Genomic DNA, 19,032 nt, shown 5'->3' with positions numbered 1-19,032 from the left:
CTGAGAAACTGCTATTGTTGAAACCGCTGTTGCTGAGCCCACACGGTTCGTGATGTTCCCTCCATTTTTGGAGGACACAGCTTCCGCTATTCTGGCATTTTCTACAATTTCAGGCCGTACGCGGACAGGAGGTCCGTTATCGCTCTAATCTTCCCTTCAAAATGGCCATTTGCAGCGCATTAACGGATTTTGAGTCCGCAGCCTGTACTAAACCCGTGATTCTGTTGAAATAGCTGCTGCTGTGTCCGCCAAACCTATCTTGGAAATGGAGGAAAATCTCTGATAAGAAGAGCATGAATCTGGCTCGCTTACGTAGCGAGGGAAAGACTAATACAAGGGAATTACAATAAGAATGATATCTTGTTTCTAAACCATGAATTATTTGAATCCAACTATATGAAAAAAAATATGGTGTTACGTATGAACGGGGACATGCAGAAGCTCAAAAACATTATAATGGGTTAGAAAGCATAATATAAAAATAAGGGTGGTATTTTAATGGGGAACCTGAAGAACTAGGCGATGGAGTTTTCCCAGATACAACACATATGCTTCTTGAGGTAACAGGCTAAGAGTTGCCTGATGATAGTTTAATCTATCTCTGGATAACGTTTTTTCGTTACCTTGAAAAGGTTGATTATGGTCAGATAGCACAGCATGATTGACCTGTTTTTAGCTTTGTTTTTTTAAAACAATACTCTTAAGAATCACTACGATTATTATTTTTCTGTCACCCTTCATAGGGAGAGTGACAGAAAAACGTACCCGACTCCGTTATCATAGTTAGGGCGAACTATTTTCTCTCCCCCTCCCTTCATTCCCCCACTACTCATGCAGCCTACGCAGCTTCAACAACAGCAATAAAACAATAAACAACGCGAGCACAATCGTGACAGCGAGCGTGCTGAATACGATGGCATCATGCTCCTGCTGCTTGACGATAATGGCGATGAACGCCCAGATGAAGACAGCGACGAAAGCGGCATCGCGGTAGCTCCAGCCGATGATTAAGGCGAGCATAGCAGCGACCGCCAGCAAAATAATCGTCCATCCCGTCTCGGACAGCCCAAAGCCCTGCCAGCCTGACTTGTACAGCGCGGAGGTAATGTTGACGATGGTCGCGACGCTAATCCAGCCGAGATACAAACTAAAGGGCAGCTCTACGAAAAAGCGTTCGCCAGTCGTTGCCGTCTGCCAGCCGGGCGTCCTGGCGCGCGTGTAGATGGCGATCAGCGTGATCAACAGCGCGAGCATAATAAATACGCTGGCGTACACCTTCTCGTATTGCCAAGCAAAAATCCAAGCCGCATTAAACAGGCAGCTAACAAAAAACAGGATGCCGATCTGGGAAGGCAGCCTGCTTGCTCTGCCTGACGGCAGAAAGGAATAAATGACAAATCCGGCAAGCAGCAAATAAATCAGGCTCCATATGGAGAAGGCATAGCCAGCGGGCATGAACTGAATCGGATATTGCGCCGCAAGCTGGGCAGTCGTTTTGCCTCCAAGCGGCAGGGTGACGGCGAGTGCATTGACGACAATGACGATTAGCAGTCCAAAAGCGTTCAGCCAGCGATAGGCAGCATTCATCTTATTTTTCTCCTCTCCTCGTGCATCTATATTGTCTTATTCACCATGCCTTGCTTTTATTTCACGCCTTCCCGTTTATTTCTTGCACAAAAAGCCCAAGCTTCATGTAAGAAAACCCAAACTGAGAAGGGGTATTTGCTTAAATGACCATCACCATCTTGATCACACTTATACTTGCGGCCTGCTGTCTGGCAGCTGGATGGATCGGCTGCCGCAGCCGGAAGGCGCTGCTTGTTATGGATGCGCTGGCAGCCATTTTGCTTTTTGCAACGTTTGTTTCCATCGCTTCAGCTATAGCGAGAACGATGCTTCGCGACACGGTGTTTATGACGGAAATTCATGCGGTGCTGCTTAATCCTGTATTTATTATAGGAGGGGCTTATTTAGCTATCTATACACCTGCACGAATGGCCATAAATGTGCTCCGGCCGTCCAGCTAGTGGCAATTTGCGGAAATGGCGCGTATGCTATCGCAAACTTATTGCCATTTTAATGCGCTAGGAGGCAGTTGAACGAAATGACGCTTGCCAGAGTGGCGTTTGTTACGCCAGGGTCATTTCCGATCCCATCCACAAAAAGCAGCTCGGTCGAACGGGTAGTCGAAAAATTCGTTCCACTTCTGAAAAATCGGATTCATCCCCGCATTTATGGGCGGACGACAAAAGGCCTTAAACGCAACGGGCTAGTCCGTGGCGTCGCCTGCGTCAGATTCCCAGCGGTAAACAAAGCCAGCTATATCGCCGCTGTTGGCCGTTCCTTAGTTGCTTACAAGCCGCATGTTATTCAGGTGGAGAACCGTCCGCACAACGTGCTTGCCCTGAAGCAGAAGCTGCCGTCCGCCCGAATTTGGCTGAGCTTGCATTCCTCTACTTTTCTAAGTCCCGGTCATATAACGCCATCCAGTCTGCACCGAAGCCTGCAAGCGGCTGATCGCATTATTGTAAACAGCGAGTTTTTGCGGCGCGTTGTTGCGACGAGGGCGCCTGAAGCGGCAGCGAAAATACGGGTCGTCTATCCCGGCGTGGAAACGGGGCTTTTTCCATCGCGATTTACCGAAGAAGGGCGAGAGAAGCGGAAGCGGGAGCGGCAGGCGAAAAAGCTGGAGGGCCGCGAGGTCGTTATTTTTCTCGGCAGGCTCATACCGCTCAAGGGCGCTCACCATCTTCTGCATATTATGCCTGAGCTGGTAAAAAAACATCCGAATATGCTGGCTGTTATCGTCGGCAGCCCCTTCTACGGCTCGCATCGCTCCACCGCTTATTCCCGCAAGCTCCAGCAGCTCGGCCGTGCTTATCCGAATCATGTGCGCTTCGTTCCTTATGTGCCGTATACCGAAGTGCCAGGCTGGTTTTTGGCCGCAGATATGGCGATCGTCCCTTCGGGACAGCGTGAAGCATTCGGTCTCGTGAACGTCGAAGCAATGGCAACGGGTCTTCCGGTAGTGGCTACACGGGCGGGCGGCATGAAGGAGATTGTACGGGATGGCGTCACCGGTTATTTGATTTCACAGCAAAATCTGGAGAAGGAGCTGAGAGCCAAGCTGCTTGCTCTACTCGCTAGCTCCGAGCTTAGGGCGAGCATGGGAAAGAAGAGCCGCGAGCGGGTGGAGCAAAGCTTCACTTGGCAGCATACGGGACGCAGCTGGATGAATGTGCTGAATGAACGGAAATTGCCCGACTTGGATTGACAACCAGTATATGGGAGCGGTATAGTCTAACAAGGAAATCCACTAGGGGCGCCTTCATGGCTGAGATAAAGCGAATGAGCTTTGGTCCCTTTGAACCTGATCTGGGTTATGCCAGCGTAGGAAAGTGGGAAAGTGAGTTCATCGCGAGCAGCTTCGTTTTGCTTTTTTTAGCATAGGGAAGCTCTATTATTCGCGTATGTTTGCACATTCTGCCGCTTCTTCGCCGGAGCGGTTTTTTTGTTGCCCTCTGGTTGAACAAGCATGCAAGCAAGCGGAGCGCCTCTTGGCGTATTTGTTTGTGAGGCGTTTATCTCGCCTAATAGAATGGGAGCAAAGGAACAGGCGCCGGGCGCTGCATTTTCCAACTGAATTTACGTCTAAAGGCCTCCTGGTGGATCTTCATAATGCCATGGGAGGTTTTTTAGCATATGACGATCTTTATGAATCCGCTGCCGGGCAGCAGCAAGGTGTACGAGTCGGGATCAAGCTTGGATATTTGGGTGCCAATGCGCGAAATTGAGCTCGAAGCGAGCACAGGCAGAAACGGAGAAAAAATACCGAATGCGCCGATTCGCGTGTATGACGCGAGTGGGCCATATACCGATACCGCTTATGAGGCGGATGTTCACAAAGGGCTGCCGCATGTAAGGGGAGAGTGGATTGAAGGTCGAGGAGATGTAGAGCGGTACGACGGACGCAGCGTAAAGCCGGAGGATAACGGTTTTAGGACGGCCGAGAAGGCGAATGAGCGCGGAGCGGAGCTTTTTCCAATAACGACGCGGCCACTGCGGGCGAGAAAAGGACATAATGTCACCCAGCTTCATTATGCGCGCCAGGGAATCATCACCCATGAAATGGAATTTATTGCGATAAGAGAAGGGATGGACCCTGAATTTGTCCGCTCGGAGATTGCCCTTGGGCGTGCGATCATACCAGCTAATATTAATCATCCCGAGATCGAGCCGATGATAATTGGGCGGAAATTTCATGTGAAAATCAATGCGAATATTGGCAATTCAGCAGTAGCTTCTTCTATTGAGGAAGAGGTAGAGAAGATGACATGGGCGACGCGCTGGGGTGCGGATACGATTATGGATTTGTCTACAGGCAAAAATATTCATACGACGCGCGAATGGATTATTCGCAATTCCCCGGTTCCGGTCGGCACCGTGCCGATTTATCAGGCGCTGGAGAAGGTAAATGGCAAAGCGGAGGATCTATGCTGGGAGGTGTTCCGCGATACGCTCATTGAGCAGGCGGAGCAGGGGGTTGATTATTTTACGATCCATGCAGGCGTATTGCTTCGCTATATTCCGCTAACAGCCAAGCGGGTGACGGGCATCGTGTCGCGTGGCGGGTCGATTATGGCGGCATGGTGCCTGGCCCACCATCAAGAGAACTTTTTATATACGCATTTTGAGGACATTTGCGAAATTATGAAGGCTTACGATGTTTCGTTCTCGCTAGGCGATGGCTTGCGTCCGGGCTCGATAGCCGATGCCAACGATGCAGCGCAGTTTGCCGAGCTGGATACGCTGGGCGAGCTGACGAAAATCGCCTGGAAGCATGATGTGCAAGTGATGATCGAAGGACCGGGACATGTGCCTATGCACTTGATTAAAGAAAATATGGACCGCCAGCTGGAGGTGTGCGATGAAGCGCCTTTCTACACGCTGGGGCCGCTGACAACGGATATTGCTCCCGGTTATGACCATATTACATCGGCTATTGGCGCAGCTATGATCGGCTGGTTCGGAACTGCGATGCTCTGTTATGTGACGCCGAAGGAGCATCTGGGGCTGCCGAATCGGGATGATGTGAAGGAAGGGGTTATTACGTATAAAATAGCGGCCCATGCCGCCGACCTGGCCAAGGGCCATCCTAGGGCTCGCCTGCGGGACGATGCGCTGTCGAAAGCGCGCTTCGAGTTCCGCTGGCGCGACCAGTTCCACTTATCGCTGGATCCTGAGCGCGCCATGGCGTACCACGATGAGACGCTGCCAGCAGAAGCGGCTAAGTCCGCGCATTTCTGCTCGATGTGCGGACCTAAATTTTGCAGCATGCGCATTACACAAGATATTAGAGAGTACGCCGAGCAAAATGGGCTGGAGACGACAGAGGCCATTGAAGCGGGAATGAAGGAAAAGTCCGAGGCGTTCAAGGAATCGGGAAGCCGCATATATGTTAGCGGGACATAGAAGATTACAGTCAAAAGGCTGCTATAAGCAAGGAGAGGCGGGCGCTGTTAGGCGAACTTTTCCCCGAGCTGCTTCACCTTGGCAAGCCAGCCTTGCCTTTTGGCGAGCGATGATTTTCTGACCTCATACAGCGATGTAAAACGGACGGATTTGACGCCGCAAAATTGCAGAATGTTAATTTTCATCATTTTGTGGCCAGCCATGCCTTGGAAAAAACGATAGTACCAGCCCGGCGAGTCCATCGTGACGATGATCCGGGCTGTTTTTCCTTTGAGCAGCTGCTTGGGAAGATCCTTGCCTTTCACATATTTATAAGCGAAGCCGGGCAGAAAGACGCGGTCAATGAAGCCTTTGAGCAAAGCGGGAGGCCCGCCCCACCAGGTTGGATATACAAAAACAAGATGATCGGCCCATTTGATATGCGCCTGCGCGTCCTGCAGATCCTTCTCTAGTGGTGCTTTGTTATTGTAGCCTCCGACCAGGACGGGATTGAAGTCGAGCTGGGACAAATGAATGGTGCGGACCTCGGCGCCAGCGGCTCCCTCAGCATAAGCGGCAGCCAGCGCCTCGCTGTAGCTTCCTTCAGCGGGATTGCTTTGAATAATTAAAATGTTTTTCATCGTTTTGGAACACTCCTTGAATTTTAGTTAATGAACACTAACCAATAGGTTAAAAAGAAAAGGTCACGAATGACCTATTAAAGCTAATAGATGCCGCTTAATTTGCTCGGCGTCCGGCGCAAGCTGTGCGGGAAGATCGCCATGCATGCTGGATACGGCTAGCTGGGTTATAATGCCGATCACCATGACAGCCGACAGGCGGGCATTTTGCTCTGGAAGCTCGCCGCGCTCGATGCCTTGCTCTATAAAGTCTATTAATGCATCAAGCGGCTGCCTGAGCTGCCCTTCCATCCTTGCTGTATAAAACAGCTCATGCTGCTGGGAAAGCAGCAGCAGTCCGTATTGGTCCTCGTCGTGCATTTGCAGCACCTCGTCGATTAATTGGCGAAACCGGCTGGCGCTGCTGCCATCCTTCTGCACATAATAATCGATTAAAGCGGTGTAGCTGGCACAATCCTGCTCAAAGATTTCCAAAGCAACGGCATCCTTGCTTTTAAAATGCTTGTAAATCGCCGCATCCGTTACGCCGGCAGCCTGCCCAATTTCTTTGACGGAAACGCCGTCAACACCCTTCGTGGCAAACAGCAGCATCGCCGCCTGCAAAATATCCTTTTTTTTACTATCGGCATGTGATTTTTTGTTCATGTTTGTATTGTAAGTGAACACTAACCAAAAATCAAGAGGCAATAAAAACAGAGATGATGGATTTTTAAGAGGATACGATTCTTTCATTGAAATCTAAGCCTATATAAGTTTTCCCCTTATAATAGGCTTAGATTTCATCGCGAAACGGTAGCTTTGCCGCCAGAGGATGGCGGTAGCCGTTTACGCTTGAATAAACAAACAAACTTTGGTATATTTGAAAACGAGAATCGTTATCATGAAGCCATTTTATTTGGTATGAAGGGAAAGGTAGCTGCATCATGTCGTTGAAACAGGAGCAAAAACAGGAATTGAAGCAGATGAGGCAGCGTTCAAGGCCCCTAGTAGCGAGCATCATTCTGATCGTTGGCACAGCTGCTGTGTTATTTGGCCTTGCTTTATCTATTTCAGTCGGAGCAGCTAAAATTAGCTTATCCACGGTTTGGACCGCCGTCTTTTATTTTAATCCAGATATTACCCAGCATCAGATTATTCAAGAGCTGAGGATGCCAAGGGCACTTGCAGCTGCACTTATAGGAGCGGCCTTCGCGGTATCAGGCTCCGTTATGCAGGGGATGACCCGAAATCCACTCGCTGACCCGAGCTTGCTCGGTCTTAATGCGGGCGCAGGTTTTGCGCTGGCGCTTTGCTTTGCTTTTTTCCGTGGCATGTCTCATTTGGAAATTATGATTATTTGTTTCTTTGGAGCGGCGCTTGCCGCAGGTATCGTTTACGGTATCGGCTCGCTCGCCAAGGGCGGCTTGACGCCTGTCCGGCTGACGCTTGCGGGCGCAGCAATTAGCGCATTGTTCATGAATCTGTCTGAAGGGATTCAAATTCACTTTCAAATTGGACAGGATATTGCTTTCTGGTATGCGGGCGGCATTGCCAATACAAAATGGTCGCAAATTGGCATTGTTGCCCCTTGGATTATCGGCGGCATTTTAGCAGCCATTGCGATTTCACGCTCCATATCCTTGCTCAGCCTAGGCGATGATGTTGCGGTGTCCCTTGGTCAGCGTACGAAGCTGACGAAGACGATCGGCATCATTGTCACGCTCATTTTGGCTGGTGCATCTGTATCCGTTGTCGGAGCGGTCGGCTTTATCGGACTCATCGTTCCCCATGTAGCTCGCTATTTGGTAGGCGTGGACTACCGCTGGATCATTCCTTGTTCCGCCGTGCTTGGTGCGCTTCTGCTCATCGTAGCTGATATTGTAGCGCGTACGATTAATAGTCCATATGAGACGCCGGTTGGCGCTCTGATTGCTATTATCGGTGTTCCGTTCTTCCTTTATCTTGCGATTAAGCAAAGGGGGAGTTTATAGTTATGAGCACCGTTACTTTAATTTCAAAAAGCGAGCAGCGCAGAACGAGACGAGCCATAATAGTCATGACCATTATGGGCGTGCTCATTATTACAGCTTTTGTCATTAGTATGAATACAGGTTTTATTAAGCTGACTCCGCTTGATGTATTTAAAACGTTATTCGGATACGGAACGGCGAAGCAGGAGCTCATTTTATTTGATTTCCGGCTGCCTCGTATCGTCATTTCCGTATTGATTGGCGCAGGATTTGCCGTTTCCGGCTGTGTGATGCAGGGTTTGTTCCGCAATCCGCTGGCCGATCCAGGCTTGCTCGGCATTAATGCTGGAGCAGGGCTGATGGTTATTTTGTATATTTCCTTTTTCCGTGACAATCAGATGGCATCGCCATTTTTTATGCCAATGCTGGCATTCGGCGGGGCTGCGCTTACTGCCTTGCTAATTTATACGCTATCTTATAAACGTTACCACGGACTGCTGCCTACACGGATGATTCTGGTCGGCGTTGCGGTGCAAGCAGGGATTAGTGCGCTTATGATTGTACTCAGCCTTGCGCTTGATCCGAATGACTATCAACTCGTTCAAGTTTGGCTTGTAGGAAATATTTATGGAACAAACTGGAAGTTTGTGCTTGCTGCTTTGCCGTGGATTTTATTATTGATTCCTTACGTTATGTACAAGTCGCGTACAATGAACGTTTTGAACCTCGGCGAACAGATGGCAACGGGACTGGGGTCGCCGGTTGAGAAGGACCGGATGAAGCTGCTTGCAGCAGCGGTAGGTCTGGCTGCAACATGTGTGGCCGTTGGCGGCGGCATTTCCTTTGTCGGGCTGATTGGTCCGCATTTGGCCCGTCGTCTTGTTGGACCGACGCATCAAATTCTCGTTCCGGCTTCCGCGCTAGCGGGAGCATTGCTCGTCATTGTGTCCGATACGCTGGCTCGCTGGGCGTTCCAGCCTTCGGAAATTCCGACGGGTATCGTAATCGCCGTCATTGGTGCTCCCTATTTCCTTTACTTGCTGTCCCGTTCCAAATAGGCGGTTGCAGCTCCATTTATAATCGTTTGTTCAGGCCTTTCGAAGCGCTATGCGTTTTCGAAAGGCCTTTTACTGTATAGAAGTGAAATGGGCGCTGCCGTGAGAGAACGGGAATGTCCTTTTGAACTTATGCGTAATGGCTGGGGGTGTCTGCTTTCATGTGAACGGCCATCTGTCATGTTTCTGCTTGGCAGTCTTAGAAAATCAAGTAACGAGCCTATAGGTTTGTGCATATATTGCCTAAGACAAATCAGGTGGAAGAAGGAGAGGGCAATGGCGAAAAGCAGAAAACCAGGTAGCTCAAGAAGAAAAAGGCCGCTTTTTTACGTTGATAATCCGAATGCTTCTGAATTGAAATGGCTCGATGAATTAAATAGCAAAAAGGCGCAAGCCCAAGCAGCCCAGAAGCAGGCTGAAACTAAGCCATCGAATGCTGGGGAGACAAAGTCGGTAAGCATCAATGCGATTGTGGTACCTGAAGCGTCATTCAGCATTGACCAGCTGCAAGATGAAGAAGGAGAGCTGCTGCCAAACGAGGCTGAGACAGAACCGCAAAGTATTCAATTGGATGGGAAACAAGAATCGTCGCAAATATTTAAGCAAGAGGCGCCACCACAGAATGTGCAGGAGGAACTGGTGCTGGACGTTGACCAGCCATTTGAGCTTGCATTTGCCAGTACCCATGAAGAGATTGCTGAACTGAGTCATGAAGAGAATGTTGGACTGAGCCATGAAGAGAAGCTGGCGTTGGTAGCGGAGAAACAAAATCCTGAGCTTGGCGGGCCGAATCCATTTATTTATACCGACGATTTAGTGGATGGTTCGGTTACGGGCGACAAAATTGCCCCAGCTTCAATTGATTCCACAAAGCTATGTGCGGGTAGCATAGATTCAGCAGCGGTGCAGGATTATGCGATTGAAGCGATTCACATTGCTAAGGGAGCTGTATCCGGCACCAAAATCGCACCAGAAGCGATAATATCGGAACATCTGGCAAACAATGCTATCGCAGGAGCAAAGCTGGCAGATGGCTCCGTAACGGGAGAGAAGCTGCAAAATAACAGCGTAACTTCCGAGAAGCTCGCAGATCGTACGATCGGTTCCGACAAATTTGCCGATGGCTCGATTGAAGCGAGGCATTTGAAACGGCTGTTAGTAACGGAAGAATTGCTTGGACAGCAGTCTGTCACCGCTAGCAAAATCAAAAGCGGAGCCGTCCGTCCTGAGCACCTTTCGAATGATGCAGTAAACAATTCCAAGCTCGCCGATGGAGCTGTAACCCGCTCCAAGCTGCGTGATGGCTCTGTGCATACGGAGAAGCTAGCCCCAGAGTCCATCGATTCCGTGCATATTAAACCTGGGGTGTTGCTCGCTGAGCATGTTGCCGTCGGAGTAATATCGGGAAAGCATTTGGCCCCAGGCGAAATAAGCGCCCAGCATCTGGAAGCCGGCGTGGTCGGAGCAAGGGAATTGCAGCCGAACGCAGTAGACGCCGAGCGTCTAGCAAGCGGAGCGGTGTCCAGCGCTCATTTGCAGGCGGGGGCCGTTCTGGGGCAGAATATCTCACCGCGCCAAATCGAAAGCGGACATCTCGTTGATCAAGCTGTAACAGCCTCCAAGCTGATGGATCAATCCGTATCGACAATCAAGCTGGTTGATCATGCCGTCACTGTTTCCAAGCTTTCGGAGCAAAGTGTAACTGCGGCAAAGCTCGCCGATGATGCTGTGCAATCCCGACATTTGAGCCGTTTCAGCATAACATCTGAGAAAGTAGCGGACGGACAAATACACAATCGTCATTTGGCGGTAAATACCGTATCTGGCGTCCAGCTGCGGGAAGAGGCGGTTGGTACGGAGCATTTGCGCAGCGGTTCCGTCACAGATGAGAAAATTGCGCCGGGAGCGATTCGGGTGCAGCATTTGACGGATGCGGCTGTTGGCACCAGACAGCTTGCGGAACAAAGCGTCACCTCGGCAAAGCTGGCTGCTGGAGCTGTATCTGCTGCGCATCTTGCAGATAATTCGGTAGATACAAAGCAATTGCGTGATGAAGCGATCACGTTTCACAAAATCGCGCCGGAAGCGCTGCGGGCGTACCATTTTGCAAATGGAGCTGTTACGGGAGAGGCCGTGTCGCCTGAAACGATAACGGCTAATCATTTACAGCCGCATATTATTCATGAGAAGCATGTAGCGAATGAGGCGATTACAACTCGAACGCTCCATGATGGCGCCGTGACGAGCGCAAAGCTTGCTTATGAAGCTGTGACAGAAAGATATATTGCGCCTGGCGTTGTATCTTCCCATCATTTGGCAGATCACAGTGTCAATTCTCTCAAGCTTTCCCCGGAAGCGGTGACGTCGGATAAGCTCGCGGATTACAGTGTAACGGGAGCAAAGCTTGCTGAAGCAAGTGTGACAGGAACTAAGCTTGCCCCAGGAACCATTCAAGGCGAGCACATCGCTCCAGCCGTTATTGATGGCATGCACATTCAGCTAGGCTCGCTTAAGAAAGAGCATCTGCAAAGCGGGATTATTGTGGCCTCCCATTTGCAGCCTGGAGCGGTTGGAAGTGAGCAGGTTGCTGACTTAGCGATTCACTCAGCGAAATTGGCGCTGGATGCTGTGAATCCGAAGCACATTGCAGGCGAAGCGATTCACAGCCGTCATTTATCCAATGGATCGGTGCTGGGCATTCATGTGCAGGAAGGCAGCATCCGCGATGTTCATTTAGCGGAAGGAGCTGTGACAGCGGCGAATCTGGCGGAAGCAAGCGTTGCAAGCGAGCATATTCAGGAGGCGGCAATCACCAGCGCAGCGCTCCAGCCGCTTATTATCAGTACGGAGCATTTGCAAAGTCAGGCGGTGACTGCTGAACAACTGGCCCCGCTTTCCGTAGGAGAAAAGCATATTCAGCCATATAGCATCAGCGAGGAGCATTTGGCTATAAACAGCGTAGCCAGTGCTAATTTGCAGGATGGCAGTGTGACTGAGGCAAAGCTTGGCAAGGATTCCGTATCTGGGGACCATTTGCAGCTGGAGACGATAGCCGGCAAGCATCTTCGTGCCGAAACGGTGCAGGGCTATCATATTCGAAAAAACTCGCTATCTATAGCGCATCTCGCAGCCGATATTATTACGGTTGACCGTGCCGAGGATGAGAGCATTTTTGGAAGCAAGCTCAAAAATGGCTCAATCCGAGCTGAGAAGCTGGCGGATGGCTGCGTCACGACGGGGAAATTAGGTGAAGCGAGTGTGACGGCGTCGAAGCTGGCCTTTGCCAGCGTAAGCAGTGAAGCGCTGGCGGAAGGAGCCGTAATCGCCGAACATCTGACAGCAGAGAGCGTAACGAGCGATAAGCTAGCAGACGGCAGTGTCACGACGGAAAAGCTGGGCGATGCAAGCATAACGCGGTCGAAGCTGGCTTTTGCGAGCGTAAGCAGTGAGGCGCTGGCAAAAGGAGCTGTGAAGGCGGAGCATCTGTCGACAGACAGCATAACGAGCGACAAAATCACGTATGGAGCTGTTGCCGCTGAGCATTTGGCGACGGATAGCGTGACGAGCGATAAGCTGGCAAATGGCAGTGTCACGACGGAAAAATTAGGTGAAGCGAGCATAACGGGTTCGAAGCTGGCCTTTGCGAGCGTGAGCAGTGAAGCGCTGGCGGAAGGAGCCGTAATCGCCGAACATCTGACAGCAGAGAGCGTAACGAGCGAAAAGCTAGCAGACGGCAGTGTCACGACGGAAAAGCTAGGCGATGCAAGCATAAAGCGGTCGAAGCTGGCTTATGCGAGCGTAAGCAGTGAAGCGCTGGCAAAAGGAGCCGTGAAAGCAGAGCATCTGTCGACGGACAGCATAACAAGCGACAAAATCACGTATGGAGCTGTTGCCGCTGAGCATTTGGCGACGAATAGCGTGACGAGCGATAAGCTGGCGAATGGCAGTGTCACGACGGAAAAGTTGGGCGAAGCGAGCATAACGGCGACGAAGCTGGCCTTGGCGAGCGTAGACAGTGAAGCGCTGGCGGAAGGAGCCGTGAAAGCAGAGCATCTGTCGACGGACAGCATAACAAGCGACAAAATCACGTATGGAGCTGTTGCCGCTGAGCATTTAGCGACGAATAGCGTGACGAGCAATAAGCTATCAAATGGCAGTGTCACGACGGAAAAGCTGGGCGAAGCGAGCATAACGGGTTCGAAGCTGGCTTATGCGAGCGTAGACAGTGAGGCGTTGGCGTATGGGGCCGTTAAGGCGGAGCATCTGTCGGCAGAGAGCGTAACGAGCGAAAAGCTAGCAGATGGTTGCTTCTCAACGGAAAAGCTGGGCGAAGCGAGCATAACGAGGTCGAAGCTGGCCTTTGCGAGCGTAGGCAGTAAGGCGCTGGCGGAAGGAGCCGTAAAAGCGGAGCATCTGTCAACAGGCAGCATAACGAGCGACAAAATCACGTATGGAGCTGTTGCCGCCGAACATTTGACGACGGATAGCGTGACGAGCGATAAGCTGGCGAATGGCAGTGTCACGACGGAAAAGCTGGGCGAAGCGAGCATAACGGGTTCGAAGCTGGCCTTTGCGAGCGTAGACAGTGAAGCGCTGGCGGAAGGAGCCGTGAAGGCAGAGCATCTGTCGACGGACAGCATAACGAGCGACAAAATCACGTATGGAGCTGTTGCCGCTGAGCATTTAGCGACGAATAGCGTGACGAGCAATAAGCTATCAAATGGCAGTGTCACGACGGAAAAGCTGGGCGAAGCGAGCATAACGGGTAGCGTGACGAGCAATAAGCTATCAAATGGCAGTGTCACGACGGAAAAGCTGGGCGAAGCGAGCATAACGGGTTCGAAGCTGGCTTATGCGAGCGTAGACAGTGAGGCGTTGGCGGAAGGAGCCGTGAAAGCAGAGCATCTGTCAACAGGCAGCATAACAAGCGACAAAATCACGTATGGAGCTGTTGCCGCTGAGCATTTGGCGACGAATAGCGTGACGAGCGATAAGCTAGCGAATGGCAGTGTCACGACGGAAAAGCTGGGCGAAGCGAGCATAACGGGTTCGAAGCTGGTCTTTGCGAGCGTAGACAGTGAGGCGTTGGCGGAAGGAGCCGTGAAGTCGGAGCATCTGTCAACAGGCAGCATAACGAGCGACAAAATCACGTATGGAGCTGTTGCCGCTGAGCATTTGGCGACGGATAGCGTGACGAGCGATAAGCTAGCGAATGGCAGTGTCACGACGGAAAAATTAGGTGAAGCGAGTGTAACGCGGTCGAAGCTGGTCTTTGCGAGCGTAGACAGTGAGGCGCTGGCGGAAGGAGCCGTGAAGGCGGAGCATCTATCGGCAGAGAGCGTAACGAGCGAAAAGCTAGCGGATGGCTGCTTCACATCGGAAAAGTTGTGCGAAGCGAGCATAACGGCATCGAAGCTGGCCTTTGCGAGCGTAGGCAGTGAAGCGCTGGCAGAAGGAGCCGTGAAGGCGGAGCATCTATCGGCAGAGAGCGTAACGAGCGAAAAGCTAGCGGATGGCTGCTTCACAACGGAAAAGCTGGGCGAAGCGAGCATAACGGCATCGAAGCTGGCCTTTNGTAACGAGCGAAAAGCTAGCGGATGGCTGCTTCACAACGGAAAAGCTGGGCGAAGCGAGCATAACGGCATCGAAGCTGGCCTTTGCGAGCGTAGGCAGTGAAGCGCTGGCAGAAGGAGCCGTGAAGGCGGAGCATCTATCGGCAGAGAGTGTAACGAGCGAAAAGCTAGCGGATGGCTGCTTCACAACGGAAAAGCTGGGCGAAGCGAGCATAACGGCATCGAAGCTGGCCTTTGCGAGCGTAGGCAGTGAAGCGCTGGCAGAAGGAGCCGTGAAGGCGGAGCATCTATCGGCAGAGAGCGTAACGAGCGAAAAGCTAGCGCATGGCAGTGTCACGACGGAAAAATTAGGTGAAGCGAGTGTAACGAGGTCGAAGCTGGCCTTTGCGAGCGTAGGCAGGGAAGCGCTGGCAGAAGGGGCTGTGATCACCAAGCATCTATCGGCAGAGAGCGTAACGAGCGAAAAGCTAGCAGATGGCTGCGTCACAACAGAAAAGCTGGGCGAAGCGAGCATAACGGCATCGAAGCTGGCCTTTGCGAGCGTAGGCAGTGAAGCGTTGGCAGAAGGGGCTGTGATCACCAAGCATCTATCGGCAGAGAGTGTAACGAGCGAAAAGCTAGCGGAAGGCAGTGTCACAACGGAAAAGCTGGGCGAAGCGAGCATAACAGCGACGAAGCTGGCCTTTGCGAGTGTAGGCAGTGAGTCGCTGGCGGAAGGAGCCGTGAAGGCGGAGCATTTGTCGACCGACAGCGTAACGAGTGACAAAATCACGCATGGTGCTGTCACCGCCGCGCATCTAGCGCCTGCCAGCGTAACGGTATCGGCTCTTGCTTTTTCGCCAATCGTTGGTCGGAGGGGCAGCATTAGCAAGCAGCAATTTGGGTTATGCCCGTACAGCTTTCCTCCTGAGAAACAGCAGTTAGAGCAGGTTATTCTTTTTGACGAACCGTTCGCAAGCAATCAATATGTGCTTACAGCAACGACCGATCACCCGGCCTGCTATGTATGCATTCAAGCGAAGGAGCCGGGGCATGTCATCCTATCCATTAATCGCCGTTTTTTCAGTGAGGCTTTCATCGGCACCATCAACTGGATTGCAATCGGACAATAAGGTTTGCTTAAAATGCCATCAGCGATTTGCTGATAAGATGCTGTAATTTAGCACGGAAAAAAATTCCTCTCACGCAAGGCGCGAGGGGAATTTCTTTTTTTTACTGTTAACCGCCTACTGCCGTTGATATGGGTGCGGGACAGACATCATGGGAGTTGTACATTTGCCGTTGCGCAGATGATGGAGGTACATACAATGTGGTGTAATTACGTTGCAGCACCATTTTGAACTATAGGCGTATACCGAGGTGAACAAAGCGGATGAAGAAAGCGAAGGGTGCAAAGGGGAAAAAAGCCCGGAATTTCCGCGCTGTGAAAAAGCCGCATCCCGCCCAGAGCGGTGCGGCCGCAGACGAATATGCCGGAGAAGCGCAGCCGATGCAGTCTCCAGTCGTATCCGTTATTATTCCCGTTATGAATGAACGGGCTACCATTCGAAGGGTTATAAGGGAGGCGGCGGGTGTCCATCCCCGGACTGAGGTTATCGTCGTTGCAAATGGCTCGACGGATGGTTCAGCCGAAATTGCCAGGCGTGCAGGAGCACGAGTGCTCCGTTATGAAAAGGCGCTTGGCCATGATGTTGGACGAAGCGTTGGAGCGCGGGCTGCCCTAGGTGAAGTATTGCTGTTTGTGGATGGAGATATGGTCATCAGCACCGCACAATTGCGGCATTTTGTCTATGCAGTACTGCATCGCGGCGCAGATGCTGCTTTAAATGATTATACCGGTCCCGTGGACAAAACCACTGTGCACAGCGTCGTGCTTGCGAAGCACACGCTCAATATTGTGCTGGAACGCCCAGATTTGAAAGGAGCTTCCTTCACAGCAGTCCCCCATGCCATAAGCAGGCAATGCTTGTCTCTAATCGGAGCAGAGGCGCTGTGCGTCCCACCACTTGCCCATGCGAGAGCGATTCGGCTTGGTTTGAAGGTTGAAGCTGTGCATACGGTCAATGTTGGCAAAATAAACAGGCGCAGGCCGCAGCGCGAACGGCGCAGCCCGTTGGAGCATCTCATTGTGGGGGATCATTTGGAAGCGATCCACTGGCTCATTACACAATCTAATGAACGTGGCGGCTTTGAGGATTACCGTCGCTGTCGCGAGTTTGCGCTTTAGGCTATGGCTAAAGCGGCATGGAGGTTAAACCGTGAAAGCAGTCATTTTGGCAGGAGGAACAGGGACGCGGCTAAAACCGCTGACTACATTAATGAATAAGCATATGTTACCTGTAGGCAAGCATCCGATGATTTTTTATGGCATCGATAAGCTGCATCAGGCAGGCATTACAGAAATGCTGCTCGTGACAGGACGGCAGTCGATAGGTTTGTTTGCGGAGTATTTAGGAAGCGGCCGCGAGCTTGGTGTCTCGCTGACTTACCGTATTCAGGAGGAAGCGGGCGGCATCGCGGAAGCGCTGGAGCTGGCGCGCGATTTTATACGGAATGATGAGAAGTTTATCGTGCTGCTCGGCGACAATTTGTTCGAGGATAATTTGGCTCCTTATGTGCGGAAATTTGCCCAGCAGCAGGAAGGCGCAATGGTGCTGCTCAAACAGGTGCCAGACCCCCATCGCTATGGCATAGCAGTGTTTCAGGAAGCGGGACAAATTGCTTATATAGATGAAAAACCAGCTGAGCCGCTATCGGATTTATGCGTAACGGGCATTTATATGTATGATTCCAGTGTTTTTGCAGCGATTGATCGGTTGGAGCCGTCAGGCCGCGGCGAACTGGAAATTACCGATTTGAACAATATGTATGCCCGTGCGGGAACTCTCGCTTCCCATACACTTGCAGGATGGTGGACGGATGCGGGCACGTTCGAATCCTTGCATGAAGCGGCCGCGAGGCTGTTGAAGGAGACGGGAGAATGAGAAGAATAGCGGCAAGAAAGCGGCCCCGCACTACAAAACAATCTCGCGTGCGGCAGCAAGCGTCGTATGCCCAAGGTGTCGAGCAAGGCTATCAGGATGGGCGGCAAGCGGGGCTTACTAGCTACAATGAAAAGTTTCAAGGAACGAGCATCATTATACCGAGCTATAATCAGCTCCAATATTTGAAGCTGTGCATTGAAAGTATTGTAGACCATACGGACCTTGCTTATGAAATTATCGTCATTGATAATGCTTCGACCGATGGGACGGGGAGCTATTTGGCCCAGCTTGATGGCCAGGTGCGCTATCGGGTTTTAAGCGAAAACTATGGCTTCGCTGGGGCAGTCAACAGAGGCATGATGATGGCTAAAGGCACGATGATGCTTATATTAAACAATGACACACTCGTAACCGACAATTGGCTGGAAAATTTGTTGGCCTGCTTGAACAGCAATCCGCAAATTGGCATGGTCGGGCCTGTCACCAATTATATTGGCGGGGAGCAGCTGATAGAGGTTCCCTATACGAACGTGGCGGATATGCCGGACTTTGCTAGACTTAATAATGTGCCTGATGCCAAACGCTGGCAGCAGGTTGAACGGCTGACGGGCTTCTGCCTTTTGCTCCGCAGAGAACTGTGGGAGAAAATTGGCTATTTTGACGAAGGCTTTGAAATTGGCAATTTTGAAGATGATGACTATAACATTCGAGTGAAGCTGCTGGGGTATTCGCTTGTCATTGCCCGCGACTCGTTTATCCACCATTTTGGCAGCGTCAGCATCAAAGCTTTAGGTGCACAGCTTGAGGAGGTTAATAACCGCAACCTGCAGCATTATATGAATAAATGGGGCAATCCGCATGAACTGGTAAGCGTTATGAAGCATCGTGCTGCCGAGCAGCCTGCACTGCAGGTCGAGCTGGCGACGCTTGGGGAAGCGGCTTATTACCCGGATAGCATTGCGGTTACTTCATTAACTGGTAGAGTGTATTGGATTGAAGGCGGCAGCAGGCGCCCTGTTGAAGGCGAGTTTAGCGGAGAAGCCATCCGCATCGGACAAATTGACATCAGACGCTGGCCGCTGGGCTCGCCGATATCTAGCGAGGAAGTTCATGCCAAGTGGCAGCAAATGCTGGCGATGGAAGGCAGCGACCTTCATGGCAAAACCGTTAGCGGGCTAGATGGTTTTCATTATTATATGCAGCAGGGTCTGAAGCGGAAAATGATAACGGAAGCTGCTTTTGAAGGCTGGGCGCTTAAGGCAAGGCCATCCGTCCAGCTTACATTGGAGCAGCTGCATGCGATCCCAGAGGGATTGCCGATTATACCAACTGTCAAGCTTCGCCAACAACTATAAAATGGTTTTCCGGCCACTGTTTGA

Annotated in this window: 12 protein-coding genes and 1 riboswitch; of the genes, 9 read left to right on the top strand and 3 right to left on the bottom strand. The window is 51.4% G+C overall.

Annotation, left to right across the window (positions count from 1 at the left end; translation table 11 throughout):
• Window positions 1-825: 825 nt before the first annotated feature.
• The gene (locus ASF12_RS04965; protein WP_056030329.1) at window positions 826-1,587 is read right to left on the bottom strand and encodes a tryptophan-rich sensory protein; all 762 of its coding nucleotides are present in this window, start codon (window positions 1,585-1,587) and stop codon (window positions 826-828) included.
• Between the two features lie 143 nt (window positions 1,588-1,730).
• On the opposite strand from ASF12_RS04965, the gene ASF12_RS04960 reads away from it, so the two are divergent.
• The 3 genes from ASF12_RS04960 to thiC all read left to right on the top strand — a co-directional run bounded on the left by ASF12_RS04960 (window position 1,731) and on the right by thiC (window position 5,472).
• Window positions 1,731-2,027 (top strand): hypothetical protein, encoded by a 297-nt coding sequence (locus ASF12_RS04960; protein ID WP_056030326.1) that lies wholly within the window; start codon window positions 1,731-1,733, stop codon window positions 2,025-2,027.
• Between the two features lie 77 nt (window positions 2,028-2,104).
• Window positions 2,105-3,274, top strand: coding sequence for a glycosyltransferase family 4 protein (locus ASF12_RS04955; RefSeq protein ID WP_056030323.1), 1,170 nt, complete (start codon window positions 2,105-2,107; stop codon window positions 3,272-3,274).
• A gap of 34 nt (window positions 3,275-3,308) precedes the next feature.
• Window positions 3,309-3,414, top strand: a riboswitch (TPP riboswitch).
• 288 nt (window positions 3,415-3,702) lie between these two features.
• Window positions 3,703-5,472: a phosphomethylpyrimidine synthase ThiC gene (thiC, locus tag ASF12_RS04950; protein ID WP_056030320.1), complete on the top strand. Its 1,770-nt coding sequence runs from the start codon at window positions 3,703-3,705 to the stop codon at window positions 5,470-5,472.
• Window positions 5,473-5,519: 47 nt separating this feature from the next.
• Here thiC and ASF12_RS04945 read toward each other — a convergent pair whose 3' ends face one another.
• Both ASF12_RS04945 and ASF12_RS04940 read right to left on the bottom strand, forming a co-directional pair.
• Complete coding sequence (locus ASF12_RS04945) at window positions 5,520-6,092, bottom strand: NAD(P)H-dependent oxidoreductase (RefSeq protein ID WP_056030317.1); 573 nt, start codon at window positions 6,090-6,092, stop codon at window positions 5,520-5,522.
• Between the two features lie 63 nt (window positions 6,093-6,155).
• The gene (locus tag ASF12_RS04940; RefSeq protein ID WP_056032835.1) at window positions 6,156-6,737 is read right to left on the bottom strand and encodes a TetR/AcrR family transcriptional regulator; all 582 of its coding nucleotides are present in this window, start codon (window positions 6,735-6,737) and stop codon (window positions 6,156-6,158) included.
• Window positions 6,738-7,015: 278 nt separating this feature from the next.
• Between ASF12_RS04940 and ASF12_RS04935 the strand changes: the two genes are divergently transcribed.
• From ASF12_RS04935 to ASF12_RS04905, 6 genes are all read left to right on the top strand, one after another.
• Complete coding sequence (locus ASF12_RS04935; protein WP_056030314.1) at window positions 7,016-8,062, top strand: FecCD family ABC transporter permease; 1,047 nt, start codon at window positions 7,016-7,018, stop codon at window positions 8,060-8,062.
• A gap of 2 nt (window positions 8,063-8,064) precedes the next feature.
• Entirely contained in the window at window positions 8,065-9,099 is a 1,035-nt protein-coding gene (locus ASF12_RS04930) for a FecCD family ABC transporter permease (RefSeq protein ID WP_056030310.1), read from the top strand.
• A gap of 5,572 nt (window positions 9,100-14,671) precedes the next feature.
• Window positions 14,672-15,781: WIAG-tail domain (locus ASF12_RS04920; RefSeq protein ID WP_235533043.1), on the top strand; the 1,110-nt coding region annotated here is incomplete at its 5' end.
• Between the two features lie 377 nt (window positions 15,782-16,158).
• Window positions 16,159-16,896 (top strand): glycosyltransferase family 2 protein, encoded by a 738-nt coding sequence (locus ASF12_RS04915; RefSeq protein ID WP_056032832.1) that lies wholly within the window; start codon window positions 16,159-16,161, stop codon window positions 16,894-16,896.
• Between the two features lie 31 nt (window positions 16,897-16,927).
• Window positions 16,928-17,653: a sugar phosphate nucleotidyltransferase gene (locus tag ASF12_RS04910; protein ID WP_056030303.1), complete on the top strand. Its 726-nt coding sequence runs from the start codon at window positions 16,928-16,930 to the stop codon at window positions 17,651-17,653.
• Window positions 17,650-19,008 carry a glycosyltransferase family 2 protein gene (locus ASF12_RS04905; RefSeq protein ID WP_056030300.1) on the top strand — a complete coding sequence of 453 codons (1,359 nt, stop codon included), beginning with the start codon at window positions 17,650-17,652 and terminating at the stop codon, window positions 19,006-19,008. Before ASF12_RS04910 ends, ASF12_RS04905 begins: the two co-directional genes overlap by 4 nt.
• The last annotated feature ends 24 nt before the right edge of the window (window positions 19,009-19,032 follow it).

Source organism: Paenibacillus sp. Leaf72 (genome assembly GCF_001422685.1).
Taxonomy (GTDB): domain Bacteria; phylum Bacillota; class Bacilli; order Paenibacillales; family Paenibacillaceae; genus Pristimantibacillus.
The sequence above is the reverse complement of the archived record's forward strand: the minus strand, read 5'-3'. Positions and strand labels throughout refer to the sequence as shown.

What these genes read in the sequence shown, in the direction of transcription:
- ASF12_RS04965 (WP_056030329.1), bottom strand. Translation starts at nt 1,587, where the DNA reads ATGAATGCTGCCTATCGCTGGCTGAACGCTTTTGGACTGCTAATCGTC.
- ASF12_RS04960 (WP_056030326.1), top strand. Translation starts at nt 1,731, where the DNA reads ATGACCATCACCATCTTGATCACACTTATACTTGCGGCCTGCTGTCTG.
- ASF12_RS04955 (WP_056030323.1), top strand. Translation starts at nt 2,105, where the DNA reads ATGACGCTTGCCAGAGTGGCGTTTGTTACGCCAGGGTCATTTCCGATC.
- thiC (WP_056030320.1), top strand. Translation starts at nt 3,703, where the DNA reads ATGACGATCTTTATGAATCCGCTGCCGGGCAGCAGCAAGGTGTACGAG.
- ASF12_RS04945 (WP_056030317.1), bottom strand. Translation starts at nt 6,092, where the DNA reads ATGAAAAACATTTTAATTATTCAAAGCAATCCCGCTGAAGGAAGCTAC.
- ASF12_RS04940 (WP_056032835.1), bottom strand. Translation starts at nt 6,737, where the DNA reads ATGAACAAAAAATCACATGCCGATAGTAAAAAAAAGGATATTTTGCAG.
- ASF12_RS04935 (WP_056030314.1), top strand. Translation starts at nt 7,016, where the DNA reads ATGTCGTTGAAACAGGAGCAAAAACAGGAATTGAAGCAGATGAGGCAG.
- ASF12_RS04930 (WP_056030310.1), top strand. Translation starts at nt 8,065, where the DNA reads ATGAGCACCGTTACTTTAATTTCAAAAAGCGAGCAGCGCAGAACGAGA.
- ASF12_RS04915 (WP_056032832.1), top strand. Translation starts at nt 16,159, where the DNA reads ATGCAGTCTCCAGTCGTATCCGTTATTATTCCCGTTATGAATGAACGG.
- ASF12_RS04905 (WP_056030300.1), top strand. Translation starts at nt 17,650, where the DNA reads ATGAGAAGAATAGCGGCAAGAAAGCGGCCCCGCACTACAAAACAATCT.